Consider the following 17,349-nt stretch of genomic DNA (forward strand, 5'->3'; position numbering starts at 1 on the left):
ACATCCGACCGCATTCCTCCAGGGTATATGCGGTCAAATGTGGGAGCGGGCTTGCTCGCGAAGGCGATCTAACAGTCAGCGCTTTTCCTGCTTATGAGGCAACGGCGCAAACAACGCCTCGATATCCTCATTCCCCAACTTCCAATCCCCCGTCGTCCGCCCATCCAGAACGCCCGCCGCCAGATCAGACTTTTCCTGCTGCAAATGCTGGATTTTCTCTTCCACGGTGCCCCGGGCAATCATCTTGTACACAAATACCGGCTTCTCCTGGCCGATGCGATACGCACGGTCGGTGGCCTGGTTCTCCGTGGCCGGGTTCCACCACGGGTCGTAGTGAATCACCGTGTCGGCTTCCGTCAGGTTAAGTCCGACGCCGCCTGCCTTCAGGCTGATCAGGAAGATCTGCAGCTTGCCGCTCTGGAAGTCTTTCACCGGCGTGCGCCGATCCCGCGTCTGACCGGTAAGCAGCGCATAAGCCACGCCACGCTTCTTCAACTCGGCCTCGATCAGGCTCAGCATCGAAGTGAACTGGGAAAACAGCAGAATCCTGCGGCCTTCGGCAAACAGCTCTTCGAGCATCTCCATCAAGCTGTCGAGTTTGCCCGAGCTACTGCCCTTTGCCGGCAGGGTTGCATCATTGACCAAGCGTAAATCACAGCACACCTGGCGCAACTTGAGCAGCGCCTCCAGGATGATGATCTGGCTGCGCGCCACACCCTTGCGGGTAATCTCGTCGCGGACTTTCTTGTCCATCGCCAGGCGCATGGTTTCGTACACGTCGCGTTGGGCTTCGTTGAGGTCGACCCAGTGGATGATCTCGGTCTTGGGCGGCAGCTCGGTCGCCACCTGTTCCTTGGTGCGACGCAGCAGGAACGGCTTGATCCGACCATTGAGGTGCTGCAATCGCACATCGCTGCCGCGCTTTTCGATCGGTACGCGGTAATCGCGGTTGAAGCTCTTCACGTCCCCCAGCCAACCCGGCAGCAGGAAGTGGAACAGCGACCACAGCTCGCCCAAGTGGTTTTCCAGCGGTGTACCGCTGAGGCACAGGCGCTGGCGGGCGTTCAGCTCGCGGGCCGCCTGGGCCGCCTTGCTGTTGGGGTTCTTGATGTACTGCGCTTCGTCAAGGATCAGCACGTGCAAGGGCAGGGCGGCCAGTTGCTCGATGTCCTTGGGCAGCAGGGCGTAGGTGGTCAGCAGCAGGTCGTAGTCCTGCAACTGAGGGAAATGTTTCTTGCGCCCCGCGCCGTATAACGCCATGACTTTGAGCTGCGGCGTGAAGTGCGCCGCTTCGTCGAGCCAGTTCGGGATCAGGCTGGTGGGCATCACCACCATGCACGGGCGGTCCAGGCGTCCGGCGATTTTCTCGCTGAGAATATGCGCCAGGGTTTGCAGGGTTTTGCCCAGGCCCATGTCATCCGCGAGAATCCCGCCGACGTCGAGTTGGCGCAGCGACTGCATCCAGCTCAGGCCTTCCAGTTGATAAGGGCGCAACGTTGCGTTCAAGCCTTCCGGCGCTTCGCAGCTGAAATCCTTGATGTCCCGCAGGCGCTGGGCGAAGTTGCGGATCTTTTCGCCGCCTTCCCATTGCAGCGGCAGGTCTTCCAGCGGGTTCAGGCGAATCGCGTCGGCCTTGGCCAGGCGCAGCGCGGTGGTGCCGGGCTCTTGCAGGTAGAACTCGCCCAGGGTTGCCAGCACCGGTTTCAGCCGGCCATAAGGCAGCGCCACTTGCAGCGGGCCGTGGCCGTTGGGCAGGCCGGGAATGTTCACCAGGATCAGTTCGTCATCACGGCGCCGGGCGAGTTTTTCCGGGTTGAGGATCTCGGTGTGAGAGCGCATCAGGTTCAACAGGATCGGCAGCAAACTCAGGCGTTCGCCGTTGACGATGATCCCCAGCTCCAAGTCGAACCAGTCACGCTCCGGCACTTCGTCGACGCTGGCGTACCAGTCGTCGACGGCGCTCAGGTCAAAACCGAAATCCTCATCGATCTGTAGTTCCCAGCCCTGGGCGCGCAGGTTCGGCGAGGCATTCAGGGTGAAGTTCAGCCACGCGCTGTCATTAACCATCTCGAACAGCTCGCCGGCGCTTTCCGGCAGGGCCTTGCTCTGGCGGGTGGCGATCTTGAAGCCCAGCAGGCGCAGTTGTTCGCGAAACTGCTGCTCCACCTCGGGGTGGCGCTTGATCCGCAGGCTCTGCTGTTCCTGGCGCACGATAATGTCGGCGTTCTTCTGGCCGCTGACGTAGTTGCCCAAATAGTTGAAGGACAACGCCGCGCGATGCTGGATATAACGCTGCATCTTGCCGTTGCGCGGTTCGAAGGCACTGAACTCGATACTCGCCAGCCACAGGCGCGGCACCGGTTGCACGTCTTCCATCACCACTTGCGGCAACACCACGCGGTTATCCAGCACCGCCTGGAGCTTCTCCAGCAACTCGGCATCCTGGGCCGCCGCCGGGTAGGCCAGGGTTTCCTGGACCTTGAGCAGCACGGCGGCGATGTGTTTGCAGTTGGTGTGCACGGGGCACGTGCAGCGGCTGTCCACCAGGATCAACGTGCCCTTGGCGGATTCGCGCAGGGAGATGGTCTGGCGGTAGACATTGCCACCCGAGCCTTCGCAGCTGGCAATGATGGTGCTGTCGCCGGACTCGACGATACGCACGCGGTTTTCCAGGGCGTAGCGTCGGCCACGCTCGAGGCTTTGCTCTTTAAAGCGATTGGCCCACGAAGGGGCCAGGGGTTTGGTCAACGACGACGTCAGGGGCATGGTGCTGGATCAGTCCTGGACATCGGGCGGTGGAGCGCTGGGCGGCTTGGCGGTCAGCGAAGTGATCTTGATCAGCAGGGCGAGGTGGCCGCCGTCCAGGTAGTTGAGCTGGTTGTTCTTGGTGCGCACGTCTTGCTGGCTGAGGTGTTCGCTGGCGATGACGCTGCCGTTGGCGTCGAACTGGTTAACCCAGAAGTCCGCGTCGATATCGGTAAAGCGTCCAAGCTGCAGGTTCAGGGTGCCTTCGATGGGGAACTGGCCGAACTGTTCCTGGCCATCGCTGATGGCCAGCTTCACCGGTTGCTCACCGAGATTCTGTTCCCAGGACTTGTGCAGCAATACGGTGTAGTCGCTGCTGGCTTGCAGCTTCTCGACAATATTGCCCAGTCGTGGCGGGCTCATTTTGTCAGTCCCCAGGCGTGGTGCGCCGGCGTCCCAGTTTTCCGGCGCCGCACGGCTGTTGATCACCGGCTCGGCGTTCTGGCGCACCAGGATCATCTCCACCAGGTACGGGCTGTCGGCGAACGCCGAAGGCGCAACGACCACCAACAACAAGCTCAAAATGCGGAACAGGCGCATTGGGGCGTCCTTCAAGCAGATTTCGGGATGAGGCGCTCAAACAGCGCCTCCAGTGTATTAAAGCGTTCTTCGGCGCGTTCCATCGGTACCATGAATTTGAACAGCGTAGCCCCTTCGAACTTGTACCGATTGGGCTGGCCCTGAATCAGCTTGATCAGCACCAATGGGTCCACCGGCGTCTGCGCTTCGAATTCGATACGCCCGCCTTGCGGGCCGGCGTCGACCTTCTTGATGCCCAGTTGCTCCGCCTGCAATTTGAGCAGGGTCAGGCGCACCAGGTTCTTGGTCGGCTCCGGCAACAGGCCGAAGCGGTCGATCATCTCCACTTGAAGGTCCTTGAGACCTTCTTCGTCGGTGGCCGAGGCGATGCGCTTGTACAGGATCAGTCGCGCGTGCACATCCGGCAGGTAGTCTTCGGGGATCAGCGCCGGCAGGCGCAGGTTGATCTCCGGGCCGCCACCCAGCGGTTGGTCGAGGTTCGGTTGTTCGCCCTTGCGGATGGACTTCACTGCGCGCTCGAGCATTTCCATATACAGGGTGAAGCCGACGGCCTGGATCTGCCCGCTCTGGCCGTCGCCCAGCAGTTCGCCGGCGCCGCGGATTTCCAGGTCGTTGGTGGCCAGCACAAAGCCGGCGCCGAGGTCCTGGGTGTTGGCGATCGCTTCCAGGCGCTTCTCGGCGTCGGAAGTGATCTGCTGGCGCGGCGGTGTCAGCAGATAGGCATACGCCTGGTGGTGACTGCGCCCGACCCGGCCGCGCAGCTGGTGCAGCTGCGCCAGGCCGAACTTGTCGGCGCGCTCGATGATGATGGTGTTGGCGCTCGGCACGTCGATGCCGGTCTCGATGATGGTCGAGGCGATCAGCACGTTGAAGCGCTTGTGATAGAAGTCGCTCATCACCTGTTCGAGTTCGCGCTCGCGCATCTGCCCGTGGCCGATGGCGATCCGTGCTTCCGGCACCAGTTCGGCGAGGTCGGCGGCGCATTTCTCGATGGTTTTTACATCGTTGTGCAGGTAGTACACCTGGCCGCCGCGCAGCAACTCGCGCAGCAGGGCTTCCTTGACCGTGCTTTTGTTCTGCTCCATGACGAAGGTGCGCACCGACAACCGGCGCGCCGGCGGCGTGGCGATGATCGACAGGTCGCGCATGCCCGACACCGCCATGTTCAGCGTGCGCGGAATCGGCGTGGCGGTGAGCGTCAGGATGTCGACTTCACTGCGCAGGGCCTTGAGCTGTTCTTTCTGGCGAACCCCGAAGCGGTGCTCTTCGTCGATGATCACCAGCCCGAGGTTCTTGATCTTCACGTCATCCGACAGCAGCTTGTGAGTGCCGATGACAATGTCGATCTTGCCTTCCGCCAGGTCGGCGATGGCCGCATTCACTTCCTTGGCCGATTTGAAGCGGCTCATCACTTCCACGGTCACTGGCCAGTCGGCAAAGCGGTCGCGGAAGCTGTTGTAGTGCTGCTGGGCGAGCAGGGTGGTGGGGACGAGGATCGCCACTTGGCGGCCACCGTGCACCGCAATAAACGCTGCGCGCATTGCCACTTCGGTCTTGCCGAAGCCCACGTCGCCGCACACCAGGCGGTCCATCGGCTTGGGCGCCAGCATGTCGGCGCGCACGGCGTCGATGGTGGTTTGCTGGTCCGGGGTTTCTTCGAAGGCGAAGCCGGCGCTGAAGGTGGCGTAGTCGGCTTTTGGGTCGGCAAACGCATAACCTTCGCGGGCGGCGCGGCGGGCATAGATGTCGAGCAACTCGGCGGCCACATCGCGTACCTGTTCGGCGGCCTTGCGCTTGGCTTTCTGCCAGGTCTCGGAGCCCAGGCGGTGCAACGGCGCGAGGGCGTCGTCGCTGCCGGTGTAGCGGGCGATCAGGTGCAGGTTGGCCACGGGCACGTAGAGCTTGGCGCCCTCGGCGTATTCCATGGTGAGGAATTCGGCCACCTGGTTGTCGATCTCCAGGGTCTGCAGGCCCAGGTAACGGCCCACGCCGTGGTCGATATGCACCACCGGCGCGCCTTCGCGCAGCTCGGTGAGGTTCTTGATCACCGCATCGTTGTTGGCATCGGCGCGCTTTTCCCGGCGGCGGCGCTGCATCACCCGCTGACCGAACAGCGGGCTCTCGGCAATCAGTGCCAGGGCCGGGTCGTCCAGCAGCAGCCCTTCGTCCAGCGGTGCGATGGTGATCGCCAGGCGATCCTTGCTCGCGACAAAGTCCGGCCAGCTGTCGACGGTTTTCGGCCGCAGCTTCAGGCGTTCCAACAGCTCCAGCAGCACCTCGCGGCGCCCGGCGGACTCGGCGGTAAACAGCACGCGGCCGGGGAAGTCACCGAGGAAATTCGACAGCGCTTCCAGCGGCTGGTTGGCCTTGGCTTCAATCGCCAGGTTCGGCAGCGCTTGCGCCGGAAAGCGCTCGCGGCCGGCGCCTGCATCCACGTCCTGCTGGCTGGCGACTACCCGCGGCCAGTTTTTCAGGCGGGCGAAGCAGTCTTCCACCGGCAGGAACAGCTCGGCCGGTGGCAATAAAGGACGGGACGGGTCGACGCGGCGTTCTTCATAACGGTTGCGCACGTCATTCCAGAAATTCTCCGCTGCCTGTTCGATGCCTGGCAGCGAGAACACCTGGGTGTCCTGAGGCAGGTAATCGAAGAGCGTGGAGGTTTCGTCGAAGAACAGCGGCAGGTAATACTCGATACCGGCGGGGGTAATCCCGCTGCTCAAGTCCTGGAAGATCGGGCAGCGACGGAAATCCACGTCGAAGCGCTCGCGGAAACGTGCCTTGAAGCGCGTGACCGCGTCTTTTTGCAGCGGGAACTCCCGGGCCGGCAGCAGCTTGATCGACTGCACCTTGTCGATGGAGCGCTGGTTTTCCGGATCGAAGGTGCGCAGGGTTTCGATTTCGTCGTCGAACAGGTCGATCCGGTAGGGCAGTTTGCTGCCCATCGGGAACAGGTCGATCAACGCGCCACGCACGGCGAACTCACCGTGCTCGTACACCGTGTCGACGCAGCGATAGCCGCTGGCCTCAAGCCGGGTGCGCATCTGCTCCACATCGAGCTTCTGGCCGATATCCAGCACCAGGCTGCTGCCCAGCAGGAACTTGGTCGGTGCCAAGCGGTGCAGGGCCGTGGTGATCGGCACCACCAGCACGCCGTGGGCCAGTTCCGGCAAGCGGTACAGGCTGGCGATGCGCTGGGAAATGATGTCCTGGTGCGGCGAGAACAGATCGTAGGGCAGGGTTTCCCAGTCCGGGAAATGCAGTACCGGCAAATCGGGGGCGAAGAAACTCAGCTCCTGTTCCAGCCGCTCGGCACTTTGGCTGTCGGCGGTGAGCAGCAGGGTAAAGCGCTTGGCAGCGCTGGCAGCCTCGGCGATGGCCAGGCTCAGGGCGGCACCGGGCAGATTGCCCCAGTGCTGTTTACCTGCCGCGGCAGGGAGAAGCGGTAGACGCAGAACGGGCACGGAAGGTTGAGCTCCAAGCGTTGCGACAAAGTCGGTAATTGTAACGGCCCGGAGTGCCGCCTGTCAGTTGCTGACTGAGCCTATTACGGTTTGTAGGAAATGTAGTGGCTAAGACAAACAAAGGTGCCTTTTGACTCATTATGTAGTGCCGAAATCGGTGTATGTTTCGGAGGGTTACGGACACTTTGTCACATTGGTCCAACAGGGGGTGCGCTGGAAGCCGCGTATTTACTGGGCTGCAGAGGGGCGATATTTTTTTGCAAGGGGTTTTGTTGCGGGCCGCGCATTGCTCCGAGGGCGGTCGGGCGGCATAATGTAGCCCCTTTTTTCTGCCCCTACATGTGGAAGGTTCCCGTGACTCAGAAGCCCGACCAGTGTCTTGGTGAATGGATCGACCGTGAAGCACTCGCTGAAGCGATGATTCCGCTTATCGGTCAGCTATACCGCAATAACAACGTGGTGAGCTCGATCTATGGCCGCAGCCTGATCAACCAATCAGTCATCGCGATTCTCAAGGCTCATCGCTTTGCTCGCCATCGTTCTGCCGACGATAGCGAACTCTCCGTCCACGAAACATTCCCTCTGCTTAAAGCCATGAGCGAGCTCAAGCTCGGCGCGGCTTCGGTAGACCTGGGCAAGCTGGCCTATAAATTCCGCAAGGAAGGCGCTGGCCGCACCGCCGAGCAGTTCGTACGTGAAGAAATGGCCGACGTGGTTGGCCAGCAAAACGCCGCAGCCCGCAAAGGCACCGACGTTGTGCTGTACGGTTTCGGTCGTATCGGCCGCCTGCTGGCGCGCATCCTGATCGAAAAAACCGGTGGCGGCGACGGCCTGCGCCTGCGTGCCATCGTGGTGCGTAAAGGTGCTGAAAACGACCTGACCAAGCGCGCCAGCCTGCTGCGTCGTGACTCGGTCCACGGTCCGTTCAACGGCACCATCGTCATCGACGAAGAAAACAACACCATCACCGCCAACGGTAACCTGATCCAGGTGATCTACGCGAAGAACCCGTCTGAGGTGGATTACACCCAGTACGGCATCAAGGACGCACTGCTGGTGGACAACACCGGTGTGTGGCGTGATGCCGAGGGCCTGGGCCAGCACCTGGCGTGCCCAGGTATCGACCGCGTTGTCCTGACTGCGCCTGGCAAGGGCAAGCTGAAGAACATCGTGCACGGCATCAACCACGGTGAAATCACCGCTGACGACAAGATCGTGTCCGCCGCTTCCTGCACCACCAACGCCATCGTGCCGGTGCTGAAGGCTGTGAATGACAAGTTCGGCATCGTTAACGGTCACGTTGAAACGGTTCACTCGTACACCAACGACCAGAACCTGATCGACAACTTCCACAAGGGCGATCGCCGTGGCCGTAGCGCCGCGCTGAACATGGTGATCACCGAGACCGGTGCTGCCACCGCTGCTGCCAAGGCCCTGCCTGAGCTGGCCGGCAAGCTGACCGGTAACGCGATCCGTGTTCCGACGCCGAACGTGTCGATGGCCATTCTCAACCTGAACCTTGAGAAAGCCGCCACCCGTGAAGAGATGAACGAGTACCTGCGCTACATGGCGCTGCACTCCGATCTGCACAAGCAAATCGACTTCGTCAATTCGCAGGAAGTGGTTTCCACCGACTTCGTGGGCTCGCGCCACGCCGGTGTGGTGGACGCTGAAGCGACCATCACTCAAGACAACCGCGTTGTTCTGTACGTCTGGTACGACAACGAATTCGGTTACAGCTGCCAGGTGGTTCGCGTGATGGAAGACATGGCTGGGGTTAACCCGCCAGCATTCCCGCGCTAAGCATCAGCGGTAAATGAAAAAGCCCCGACTGGTTCGGGGCTTTTTTATGTCTGTTGTTTTTGTGTTGCTTGTACCGGCCTCATCGCAGGCAAGCCAGCTCCCACATTTTGATTTGTGAATACATTTCAAATGTGGGAGCGGGCTTGCTCGCGAAAGCGACCTATCAAGCGCCGCCGACTACAGAGGCCTGCGCGGTACGCAGTTCATGCCGGTTGCCCTTGAACAGAATCAATGTGGCGATCAAGCCCAGCACCGCCGCGCCGCTGAGCCAGATGCCCGGTGCGGCCTTGTTGTCCAGCACATGGATCAGGTAGGTACACGCCGCTGGTGTGAAACCACCAAAGGTCGCCGTTGCCAGGCTATAGGCCAGGGAGAAACCGGTGGTGCGCACTTCTACTGGCATGATTTCGGTCAGCGCTACAACCATCGCGCCGTTGTACGAGCCATACAGGAACGACAGCCAGAGCAGCACGATCAGCAGATGGCTGAAGCTCGGATTGGCCACCAGCCAGGACAGCGCTGGATAAGCGGTGAGGATCGCCAGAATAGTCGCCCCCAGCAGCAGGGGTTTACGCCCGATCTTGTCGGACACCGCCCCCATCACCGGCAGCCAGATGAAGTTCGAGATGCCGACGCACACGGTGACCAGCAGCGCGTCGAAGTCCGAAAGGTGCAGTTCGGCCTTGCCGAAGGTCGGGGTGTAGGCGGTGATCAGGTAGAACGACACGGTGGTCATCACCACCAGCGCCATGCCGGCGATGACGATGCCGAAGTTCTGGCCGATCGAGCGGACGATTTCCTGCAGGGTAGGGCGGTGTTTGCGCGCCTGGAATTCCGGGGTTTCTTCCAGGGAGCGACGAATCACGAAGATCACCGGCACGATCAGGCAGCCGATCAGGAACGGCACGCGCCAGCCCCAGTCACCCATTTCTTCCGGGCTGAGCCAGTGGTTGAGGCCTACGCCCAGCAGGCCGGCGAATACCACCGCAGCTTGCTGGCTGGCGGACTGCCAACTGACGAAGAAGCCTTTACGGCCTGGAGTGGCGATTTCCGCCAGGTACACCGACACGCCGCCCAGTTCGACACCGGCGGAGAAACCTTGCAGCAGGCGGCCGAACAACACGATCAGCGGCGCCGCGACACCCAGGGTGGCATACCCGGGAACGCAGGCGATCAGCACGGTACCGGCGGCCATCATCGCCAGGGTGATCACCAGGCCCTTTTTACGGCCGTGCCGGTCGATATAGGCACCGAGGAAAATCGCGCCCAGAGGACGCATCAGGAACCCGGCACCAAAGGTCGCCAGGGACAGCATCAGGGACGCGAACGCGCTGTCGGTGGGGAAAAATGTCTTGGCAATGGCCGTGGCGTAGAAGCCGTAGACCATGAAGTCGAACATCTCAAGGAAGTTACCGCTGACAACGCGAAAGATCGCCTTGCCCTTGCCCGTTGTAGTGGACATGTCATGCACTCATTTTGGCTATCTTATTAGTAATCCCTGGTCGCAACCGTCCTTGCTGTTGAAGCTCTGGCACGAGGCTGGCGCTGAACAGTTTTGTAACGATATGTGTATAAGCCAGCACAGGCAACAAAAAACCGATAGCAAGCTGGCAAATTGCCGCAGGCCTCCGGGTGATGAAAATCCAATGTGGGAGCGGGCTTGCTCGCGAAAACGGTGTGTCAGTCAGCTTATGAGCCACTGACACACCGCATTCGCGAGCAAGCCTGCTCCCACAGGGTTTTTGCGATCAGTTGAGGAGGGTGTTACGCAGGCTGTCGGACAAGCCCTTTGGTGCCAGCCAGATTCCCAGGTAAGCCTTGGCCAGCTCGTCATTGCGACTGCTGAACACCACCGTGCCGTTGATTTCCAGGTTCAGGCCGCGCTGAGGCTGGAAGTCCAGCGCATAACGGTCGCCGCTGCGGATGTTGCGGAAGCTTTTGTGCAATTGATCCAGTTCAGGCTTCAGGCGGGCGAGGGTGGCGGGTGTTTGCTGACGTTCGAGGGTGGCAGTGGCGGCCTTGATCACATCGTTGCGGTCGATATCGCGAAAGTAATACAGCTCCAGGCGCAGGTCTTTTTGCTGATCCAGGGCTTGTTTGGCGCTCAGGTCAGCCGGGGCGAACAATGCCGCCGCATAGACGTCTGCCCACAGGTAGGTCAGGACGGCCTGGTTTTTCAGCACCAGTTGATGAGATTGCGCCGGAAAATCGGCTTGTTTGAGGCGATCAGCCTCATTCGCCAGAACCGGGACCGAAAACATCAGCAATAAACAAATGACGACATGCTTCATAATGGCCAGTCCTGAAAAGGTGCTTGCCTACAGGTTAATTCAATAACGAGCGCCGTGTAGTAAAGGCAAAACTGGCCTACGACGCGACCAAGGGTTAATGTGCGCGACGTTGAGCGTTCTATAGACTGTGCCCCGGCTCACACACTTGAGCCACATTGATCCTTCATGACCGCTGGCCGCGGCATGATTTAGCCAGGCGTCCAACCGTGCGCCCTGGCCTGTTCTGAGGAGTACGCATGGCTGTCTACAACTACGACGTGGTGGTACTGGGTTCCGGCCCAGCTGGAGAAGGTGCGGCGATGAACGCCGCCAAAGCAGGGCGCAAGGTGGCGATGGTCGATAGCCGTCGCCAGGTCGGCGGTAACTGCACCCACCTGGGTACCATCCCGTCCAAGGCCTTGCGTCACTCGGTGCGCCAGATCATGCAGTTCAACACCAACCCGATGTTCCGGGCCATTGGTGAGCCGCGCTGGTTTTCGTTCCCGGACGTGCTCAAGAGCGCTGAAAAAGTCATTTCCAAACAGGTTGCCTCGCGTACCGGCTTCTATGCCCGTAACCGCGTCGACCTGTTCTTCGGCACCGGCAGCTTCGCCGACGAGCAAACCGTCGAAGTGGTCTGCGCCAACGGCGTGGTCGAGAAGCTGGTAGCCAAGCACATCATCATCGCCACCGGCTCGCGTCCGTATCGCCCGGCGGATATCGATTTCCACCACCCGCGTATCTACGATAGCGACACCATCCTCAGCCTGGGCCACACCCCGCGCAAACTGATCATCTACGGCGCCGGCGTGATCGGCTGTGAATACGCCTCGATCTTCAGCGGCCTGGGTGTATTGGTCGAGCTGGTGGATAACCGCGACCAGTTGCTGAGCTTCCTCGACTCGGAAATTTCCCAGGCGTTGAGTTACCACTTCAGCAACAACAACATCACCGTGCGCCACAACGAAGAGTACGAGCGGGTCGAAGGCCTGGACAACGGTGTGATCCTGCACCTGAAATCCGGCAAGAAGATCAAGGCCGACGCCTTGCTGTGGTGCAACGGCCGAACCGGCAACACCGACAAGCTGGGCATGGAAAACATCGGGGTCAAGGTCAACAGCCGTGGCCAGATCGAAGTCGACGAGAACTACCGTACCTGCGTGCCGAACATCTACGGTGCCGGTGACGTGATCGGCTGGCCGAGCCTGGCCAGTGCCGCCCATGACCAGGGCCGCTCGGCCGCTGGCAGCATTGTCGACAACGGCAGCTGGCGCTACGTCAACGACGTGCCGACCGGGATCTACACGATTCCCGAGATCAGCTCGATCGGCAAGAACGAGCACGAACTGACCAAGGCCAAGGTGCCTTATGAAGTCGGCAAGGCGTTCTTCAAGAGCATGGCGCGTGCGCAGATCGCCGGTGAGCCCCAGGGCATGCTGAAGATCCTGTTCCACCGCGAGACTCTGGAAGTGCTGGGCGTGCATTGCTTCGGCTATCAGGCGTCGGAGATCGTGCACATCGGCCAGGCGATCATGAACCAGCCGGGTGAGCTGAATACCCTCAAGTATTTCGTCAACACCACGTTCAACTACCCGACCATGGCTGAAGCCTATCGGGTAGCGGCCTACGACGGCCTCAACCGGCTTTTTTGAGCGGCTCCGGCCGGTGGCCTGAGCCGGCCGGGGAGACCGATTTCAGTAATTCCCGAGGGTGGCAGTGGCCAAACCGGGAAAGTCTGTAATCAGGCTATCTACGCCGAAGTCGGCGAGCCTGCGCATCAGCGCGGGTTCGTTGACGGTCCACACGGACACGTGCAAACCCTGGCGCTGGGCTTTTTCCAGACGCTCAGGGGTGCACAACGTCCAGTTCAACGCCAGAATCTCACAGCCATAGTTGGCCGCGACCTTCAACGGGTCGAGCCAGGCGTATTCGGCTACCAGCCCGCGGGACAGGTCCGGGGTGAGGTCCAGCGCCGCTTTCAACACTTCCCGCGAGCTTGAGGTCACGGTGACCTTGTCCATCAGCCCGAAACGCTGAGCCATTTCCCGGATCGCCAGCACGGTGGTTGCCGCGCGGGTGCGCGATGCGCTTTTGACTTCCAGTTGCCAGTGGTCGAAGTCGCACTGTTCGAACAGCTCTTCCAGGCGCGGGATCGGGCAAGGGTTGACCCAGCCCGGGCCGCCTTTGCGCGCGTCCATCTTGACCAGGTCGGCGGCTGAGTACTCGACGACCTTGCCGCGCCGATCGGTGGTGCGCTTGAGCGTCGGGTCGTGGATGACCATCAGCTCGCCGTCCATGGACAGGTGCAAATCCAGTTCGCAGCGGCGTACGCCGTGCTTGAGGCATTCCTGGAAGCTGGTCAGGGTGTTTTCCGGTGCTTCGCCTTTGGCACCGCGATGGCCATAAATCAGGGTCACAGTTGCTCCTTTACGCCAGGGTTCCTGGCTGGATGGATGACGCGACGCGCCATTCAATGATCGTATTCAGGTGTCGGATTCGTCGCTTTTTTCCCGCGCCAGGCGCCGTTCCTGGGCCTGTTTCTGCAGGATATAGCGTGCCAGCAACTGGCGTTGGGCATCGGTCATGGCTTCGAATTCCGTGCCGATTTCAAAGCCACCGGTCTTGGCATCGCAATGGGTCACCTTGGCTCGCAGCAACAGCCCGAGGGCTTGCGGCATCAGCACCAGCTTGACCGCCAGGTGGCTGTCGGGTTGGATCGCCGTGGGGTTCAGGAACTCGATGCCGCCTTCGGAAATGACCACGGGCTGCGGCGTACCGATCTCGCCCAGCAGGCTTTGCGCCATGATCTGGCTGAGCAAATCCATGCGTTTGTTCTGCACTTTGAGGAAGGCGGCCAGGGTGCGGTCCCGCTCGCCGATCTGGCGCAGCAAGTGCTGGGATTCAAATTCACTCAGGTGCAACTCGCTGAGCAGATTGAACAGCGGCGAATCATCCAGCAACACTTCCTTGCTCAGCGCTTCCGGGCCCGACAGTGGGGTAATTTCCAGTGCGATCATGTCCTCGATACGGTAGTATTCGCGGCGATCTTCTTCATCTAATGTCGACATGGCGAACCCAAGGCAGCGGTGATGGTCTGAGTGTAAAGCTGCTTACCTGACCCCGCCACAAGGACGTCTTCTTTTCCTCCGAACAAGCCCCGACATGTTCAGACCTCTCTTCGTATTTATTGGCACGCGTTATACCCGTGCAAAACGTCGCAATCATTTTGTGTCGTTCATTTCCCTGACCTCGATGATCGGGCTCGCCCTTGGCGTTGTCGTGATGATTGTGGTGCTGTCGGTGATGAACGGCTTCGATCATGAGATGCGCACCCGCGTGCTGGGCATGGTGCCCCACGCGACCATCGAGTCGGGTGAGCCCATCAGCGACTGGCAAAGCCTGGCCGCGAAGGTCAAGCAGAACCCCAAAGTGCTGGCGGTTGCGCCCTTCACCCAGATGCAGGGCCTGTTGACCAACGACGGCAAGGTGCAGAAAGTCCTGCTCAATGCCATCGACCCGGCGCAGGAACGCAATGTCTCGATCATCGATAACTTCATGCAGCAGGGCAAACTGGACGACTTGTCGCCCGGCAGCTTTGGCATCGCTATCGGTGACAAGGCGGCGGCCAAGCTCGGCGTGGGCATCGGCGACAAGCTGACCTTCGTCGCGCCGGAAGTCACCGTGACTCCGGCGGGCATGTTCCCGCGCATGAAGCGCTTTACCGTGGTCGGCATCTTCCATGTCGGCGCCGGTGAGATCGACGGCTACCTGGGCCTGACCAACCTGACCGACCTGGCCCGCCTGCATCGCTGGAAGCCGGACCAGGTCCAGGGCTTGCGCCTGAAATTCAACGACCTGTTCGACGCGCCGCGTACCTCGTGGGAAATCGCCCAGCACCTGGGTGAAAACCAGTACTACGCCCGCGACTGGACCCATACCCACGGCAACCTGTACCAGGCCATCCGCATGGAAAAAGCCATGATCGGCCTGCTGTTGCTGCTGATCGTCGCCGTCGCCGCCTTCAACATCATCTCCACGCTGGTGATGGTGGTGAACGACAAGAAGGGCGACATCGCGATCCTGCGCACCCTTGGCGCCACGCCGGGGCAGATCATGGCGATCTTCATGGTCCAGGGCACGGTGATCGGCGTCGTCGGCACCTTGATCGGCACCGTGGTGGGGATTCTCGCCGCGCTGAACGTCAGCGCTGCTATCGCCGGGCTGGAAGTGTTGATCGGCCACAAATTCTTGAACTCCGACGTCTACTTCATCGACTACTTGCCGTCCCAGGTGCAGAGCCAGGACGTATTGATGGTCGGCGGCGCCGCGTTGGTCCTGAGTTTCCTTGCCACCCTGTATCCAGCCTGGCGCGCGGCACGTACCCAGCCGGCGCAGGCTTTACGTTATGAGTGAATCGGGCATGAGTGAAAAAGCAATCCTGAGCTGCCGCAACCTGGGCAAATCCTACGAGGAAGGCCCGGAGTCCGTGGTGGTGCTGTCCAACCTGCAGCTGGAACTGCACCCGGGCGAACGCGTGGCGATCGTCGGCAGTTCCGGTTCCGGTAAAAGTACCTTGCTCAACCTGTTGGGCGGCCTTGATACGCCGTCCCAGGGCAGCGTCTGGCTGGCCGGCGAAGAGTTGTCGGCCCTGGGCGAGAAGGCCCGTGGCCAGTTGCGCAACCGTTCGCTGGGTTTTGTGTACCAGTTCCACCACTTGCTGCCCGAGTTCACCGCCCTGGAAAACGTCTGCATGCCGCTGTTGATCGGCAAGACCGCGATCCCGGAAGCACGCCAGCGTGCCCAGGCGTTGCTGGAGCGCGTCGGCCTGGGCCATCGCCTGGAGCACAAGCCGGCTGAATTGTCCGGCGGCGAGCGCCAGCGTGTGGCAATTGCCCGTGCCCTGGTCAACAACCCCGGCCTGGTGATGCTCGACGAGCCGACCGGCAACCTCGACTCCCATACCGCCCAGGGCATCAAGGACTTGATGCTGGAGTTGAGCACCCAGATGCGCACTGCGTTCCTGGTGGTGACCCATGACATGAGCATGGCCCGCCAGATGGACCGTGTGTTGCACCTGCAGGAAGGTCATCTGGTCGCCATCTGACCTGTTTCAAGCCCGGCGCCAAGCGCCGGGTTTTCTATTTTTTCAACGGTGCCCGCGAATGTTCAGACCGTTATCGATTTTCATCGGCACGCGCTATACCCGCGCCAAGCGCCGCAACCGTTTTGTTTCGTTTATCTCGATGACCTCGATGATCGGCCTCGCCCTCGGCGTGCTGGCGATGATCGTGGTGTTGTCGGTCATGAACGGTTTCCAGCGGGAAATGAGCTCACGCATCCTCGGCATGGTGCCCCACGCGACCATCGTTGGCGTGAAGCCCATCAGCGACTGGCAGCCGGTGGCAGATGCCGCGATGAAGAATCCGGAAGTCACTGCTGCCGTACCGTTCACACAGATGGACGGCATGCTCTCCTACAAGGGCGCGATGCAGCCGATCGAGATCAGTGGCGTTGATCCGGCCCAGGAAGGCAAGGTGTCGATCGTGGCCCAGCACATCGTCCAGGGCCATCTGGAAGACCTGAAACCGGGCGAGTTCGGTGTGGTGATCGGCGAAATCACCGCCCGGCGTTTTCGCCTGAATGTCGGTGACAAGCTGACCCTGATCGTACCGGAAATCAGCAGTGCGCCCGGTGGCATCACCCCGCGTATGCAGCGTTTGAACGTGGTGGGTGTGTTCAAGGTGGGCGCGGAGCTGGATGGCTCCATGGCCCTGATCCACATGGCCGACGCCGCCGAGATACAGCATTGGGAGCCGAACCAGGTGCAAAGCGTGCGCCTGGCGGTGAAAGACTTGTATGCCGCACCCAAGGTCTCGGCGGATATCGCCGCCAGCCTCGGTGCCGACTACAAGGCCGACGACTGGACCCACACCCAGGGCAGCCTGTTCAGCGCGATGAAGATGGAAAAAACCATGATAGGCCTGCTGTTGCTGATGATCGTCGCGGTGGCGGCGTTCAACATCATCGCGACCTTGATCATGGTGGTGAACGACAAGGGCGCCGACATTGCGATCCTGCGCACCATTGGCGCCACGCCGCGGCAGATCATGGCGATCTTCATGGTGCAGGGGACGGTGATCGGGATCGTCGGTACCTTGATCGGTGGAATCCTCGGCGTGATTGCGGCGCTGAACGTCAGTGAACTGGTGGGTTGGCTGGAACGGGTGACCGGGCAGCATATCTTCAGTTCGGACGTGTATTTCGTCAGCAACCTGCCTTCGCAGTTGCAGGGTGGGGATGTGTTGCTGATTTGCTCGGCGGGGTTTGTGTTGAGCTTTTTGGCGACCATCTATCCGGCATATCGCGCGGCGAAGATTGAGCCGGCGCATGCCCTCAGGTATTCGTAATTCTTAAGACCGCCTTCGCGAGCAAGCCCGCTCCCACATTTTGACCGCGTTCTTCCTGAATGC

12 protein-coding genes are annotated in these 17,349 nt (G+C 60.9%); 5 read left to right on the top strand and 7 right to left on the bottom strand.

The window, feature by feature from the left end:
* Positions 1–75 precede the first annotated feature (75 nt).
* The 3 genes from A462_RS08125 to mfd are packed head-to-tail and all read right to left on the bottom strand — an operon-like array spanning position 76 to position 6,806.
* A complete protein-coding gene (locus A462_RS08125) occupies positions 76–2,766 on the bottom strand; it encodes a DEAD/DEAH box helicase (RefSeq protein ID WP_008437598.1) in 2,691 nt (896 codons plus the stop codon).
* 9 nt (positions 2,767–2,775) lie between these two features.
* On the bottom strand, positions 2,776–3,345 hold the full coding sequence (locus A462_RS08120; RefSeq protein ID WP_003218957.1) for a CsiV family protein: 570 nt from the start codon (positions 3,343–3,345) through the stop codon (positions 2,776–2,778).
* Positions 3,346–3,356: 11 nt separating this feature from the next.
* The gene (mfd, locus tag A462_RS08115) at positions 3,357–6,806 is read right to left on the bottom strand and encodes a transcription-repair coupling factor (RefSeq protein WP_003218956.1); all 3,450 of its coding nucleotides are present in this window, start codon (positions 6,804–6,806) and stop codon (positions 3,357–3,359) included.
* A 339-nt stretch (positions 6,807–7,145) separates the two neighbouring features.
* Between mfd and A462_RS08110 the strand changes: the two genes are divergently transcribed.
* Entirely contained in the window at positions 7,146–8,609 is a 1,464-nt protein-coding gene (locus A462_RS08110) for a glyceraldehyde-3-phosphate dehydrogenase (RefSeq protein WP_023659083.1), read from the top strand.
* Between the two features lie 163 nt (positions 8,610–8,772).
* Here A462_RS08110 and A462_RS08105 read toward each other — a convergent pair whose 3' ends face one another.
* Together A462_RS08105 and A462_RS08100 are read right to left on the bottom strand one after the other, a co-directional pair.
* Entirely contained in the window at positions 8,773–10,071 is a 1,299-nt protein-coding gene (locus tag A462_RS08105; RefSeq protein WP_008437599.1) for an MFS transporter, read from the bottom strand.
* 286 nt (positions 10,072–10,357) lie between these two features.
* On the bottom strand, positions 10,358–10,900 hold the full coding sequence (locus A462_RS08100; protein WP_003218949.1) for a chalcone isomerase family protein: 543 nt from the start codon (positions 10,898–10,900) through the stop codon (positions 10,358–10,360).
* A 236-nt stretch (positions 10,901–11,136) separates the two neighbouring features.
* On the opposite strand from A462_RS08100, the gene sthA reads away from it, so the two are divergent.
* Entirely contained in the window at positions 11,137–12,531 is a 1,395-nt protein-coding gene (gene sthA, locus A462_RS08095) for a Si-specific NAD(P)(+) transhydrogenase (protein WP_003218947.1), read from the top strand.
* Between the two features lie 42 nt (positions 12,532–12,573).
* Here the strand turns inward: sthA and A462_RS08090 are convergent, their stop codons facing one another.
* Together A462_RS08090 and A462_RS08085 are read right to left on the bottom strand one after the other, a co-directional pair.
* Positions 12,574–13,296 (bottom strand): glycerophosphodiester phosphodiesterase, encoded by a 723-nt coding sequence (locus tag A462_RS08090; protein WP_003218946.1) that lies wholly within the window; start codon positions 13,294–13,296, stop codon positions 12,574–12,576.
* A gap of 66 nt (positions 13,297–13,362) precedes the next feature.
* On the bottom strand, positions 13,363–13,947 hold the full coding sequence (locus tag A462_RS08085; protein ID WP_003218944.1) for a PilZ domain-containing protein: 585 nt from the start codon (positions 13,945–13,947) through the stop codon (positions 13,363–13,365).
* 94 nt (positions 13,948–14,041) lie between these two features.
* Between A462_RS08085 and A462_RS08080 the strand changes: the two genes are divergently transcribed.
* From A462_RS08080 to A462_RS08070, 3 genes are read left to right on the top strand one after another with little or no spacing between them, the layout of a single operon-like run.
* Positions 14,042–15,292: a lipoprotein-releasing ABC transporter permease subunit gene (locus A462_RS08080; RefSeq protein WP_008437600.1), complete on the top strand. Its 1,251-nt coding sequence runs from the start codon at positions 14,042–14,044 to the stop codon at positions 15,290–15,292.
* A gap of 7 nt (positions 15,293–15,299) precedes the next feature.
* Complete coding sequence (lolD, locus tag A462_RS08075) at positions 15,300–15,983, top strand: lipoprotein-releasing ABC transporter ATP-binding protein LolD (protein WP_003218941.1); 684 nt, start codon at positions 15,300–15,302, stop codon at positions 15,981–15,983.
* A gap of 58 nt (positions 15,984–16,041) precedes the next feature.
* Positions 16,042–17,286, top strand: coding sequence for a lipoprotein-releasing ABC transporter permease subunit (locus tag A462_RS08070; protein WP_003218940.1), 1,245 nt, complete (start codon positions 16,042–16,044; stop codon positions 17,284–17,286).
* The last annotated feature ends 63 nt before the right edge of the window (positions 17,287–17,349 follow it).

This window comes from Pseudomonas sp. Ag1, from assembly GCF_000278565.1.
Taxonomy (GTDB): Bacteria; Pseudomonadota; Gammaproteobacteria; order Pseudomonadales; family Pseudomonadaceae; genus Aquipseudomonas.

What these genes read in the sequence shown, in the direction of transcription:
- A462_RS08125 (WP_008437598.1), bottom strand. Translation starts at nt 2,766, where the DNA reads ATGCCCCTGACGTCGTCGTTGACCAAACCCCTGGCCCCTTCGTGGGCC.
- A462_RS08120 (WP_003218957.1), bottom strand. Translation starts at nt 3,345, where the DNA reads ATGCGCCTGTTCCGCATTTTGAGCTTGTTGTTGGTGGTCGTTGCGCCT.
- A462_RS08110 (WP_023659083.1), top strand. Translation starts at nt 7,146, where the DNA reads ATGTGGAAGGTTCCCGTGACTCAGAAGCCCGACCAGTGTCTTGGTGAA.
- A462_RS08105 (WP_008437599.1), bottom strand. Translation starts at nt 10,071, where the DNA reads ATGTCCACTACAACGGGCAAGGGCAAGGCGATCTTTCGCGTTGTCAGC.
- A462_RS08100 (WP_003218949.1), bottom strand. Translation starts at nt 10,900, where the DNA reads ATGAAGCATGTCGTCATTTGTTTATTGCTGATGTTTTCGGTCCCGGTT.
- sthA (WP_003218947.1), top strand. Translation starts at nt 11,137, where the DNA reads ATGGCTGTCTACAACTACGACGTGGTGGTACTGGGTTCCGGCCCAGCT.
- A462_RS08085 (WP_003218944.1), bottom strand. Translation starts at nt 13,947, where the DNA reads ATGTCGACATTAGATGAAGAAGATCGCCGCGAATACTACCGTATCGAG.
- A462_RS08080 (WP_008437600.1), top strand. Translation starts at nt 14,042, where the DNA reads ATGTTCAGACCTCTCTTCGTATTTATTGGCACGCGTTATACCCGTGCA.
- lolD (WP_003218941.1), top strand. Translation starts at nt 15,300, where the DNA reads ATGAGTGAAAAAGCAATCCTGAGCTGCCGCAACCTGGGCAAATCCTAC.
- A462_RS08070 (WP_003218940.1), top strand. Translation starts at nt 16,042, where the DNA reads ATGTTCAGACCGTTATCGATTTTCATCGGCACGCGCTATACCCGCGCC.